General features: G+C 67.6%; 1 protein-coding gene. It reads left to right on the plus strand.

Translation table 11 applies throughout. The annotated features are described in order from the left end of the window. Positions 1 to 1,297: beta strand repeat-containing protein (locus KLP42_RS26535; protein WP_215571157.1), on the plus strand; the 1,297-nt coding region annotated here is incomplete at both ends.

Consider the following 1,297-nt stretch of genomic DNA (forward strand, 5'->3'; position numbering starts at 1 on the left):
GGCTGACGCAGGCATCTGGCTCTCTCATTGATGGCGGCACGGGTGACGTGATGCTGTCGGCGGGTACGGATGCCACGATCGGCCAGGTCAAGACCGCGGGTGCGGGCACGATCGGCATCACGGCTGTCGCCGGCCGGATCGACCTGAACGATGCGATCGAAGCGGCCAACGGCTCGATCGGGGTGACGGCGAAGACGGCTCTTGCGCTTGCCTCCGGCGCCAGCGTGACCGCCACGGGGACCGGCGGCGTATCGCTGACGGCAACGACCGGCGGTCTGACGCAGGCATCGGGTTCGCTGATCGATGGCGGCACGGGTAACGTGATGCTGTCGGCGGGTACGGATGCCACGATCGGTCAGGTGAAGACTGCAGGGACGGGCACGATCGGCATCACGGCTGTCGCCGGCCGGATCGACCTGAACGATGCGATCGAGGCGGCCAACGGCTCGATCGGGGTGATGGCTGAGACGGCTCTTGCGCTTGCCTCCAGCGCCAGCGTGACCGCCACGGGGACCGGCGGCGTGTCTCTGACGGCAACGACGGGTGATCTGACGCAGGCCTCTGGCTCTCTGATCGATGGCGGCACGGGTGACGTGACGCTGTCGGCGGGTACGGATGCCAAGCTTGGCCGTGTGACGACCGCGGGTGCGGTGTCTGTCTCGGCCCTCGCCGGTGCGGTGGAGCTTGCCGATGCGCTGAGCACGTCTGGCGGTTCGGTCGAGGTGACGGGCGAGACGGATGTTGTTGTTGCCGCCACGGGTTCCGTTGCCGGCGCCAACGGCGTATCGCTGACGGCAACGACGGGTGATCTGACGCAGGCATCTGGCTCTCTCATTGACGGCGGCACGGGTGACGTGATGCTGTCGGCCGGTACGGATGCCAAGCTTGGCCGTGTGACGACCGCGGGTGCGGTGTCTGTCTCGGCACTCGCCGGCTCGGTGGAGCTTGCCGATGCGCTGAGCACGTCTGGCGGTTCGGTCGACGTGACGGCCGAAACGGATGTTGTTGTTGCCGCCACGGGTTCCGTTGCCGGCGCCAACGGCGTATCGCTGACGGCAATGACGGGTGGTCTGACGCAGGCGTCGGGTTCGCTGATCGATGGCGGCACGGGTAACGTGGCGCTGTCGGCCGGTACGGATGCCAAGCTTGGTCGTGTGACGACCGCGGGTGCGGTGTCTGTCTCTGCCCTCGGTGGCTCGGTGGAGCTTGCCGATGCGCTGAGCACGTCTGGCGGTTCGGTCGAGGTGACGGGCGAGACGGATGTTGTTGTTGCCGCCACGGGTTCCGTTGCCGGCGC

Origin of the sequence: Rhizobium sp. CSW-27 (assembly GCF_018760785.1) — a bacterium.
In the GTDB taxonomy this organism is placed as follows: domain Bacteria; phylum Pseudomonadota; class Alphaproteobacteria; order Rhizobiales; family Rhizobiaceae; genus Neorhizobium.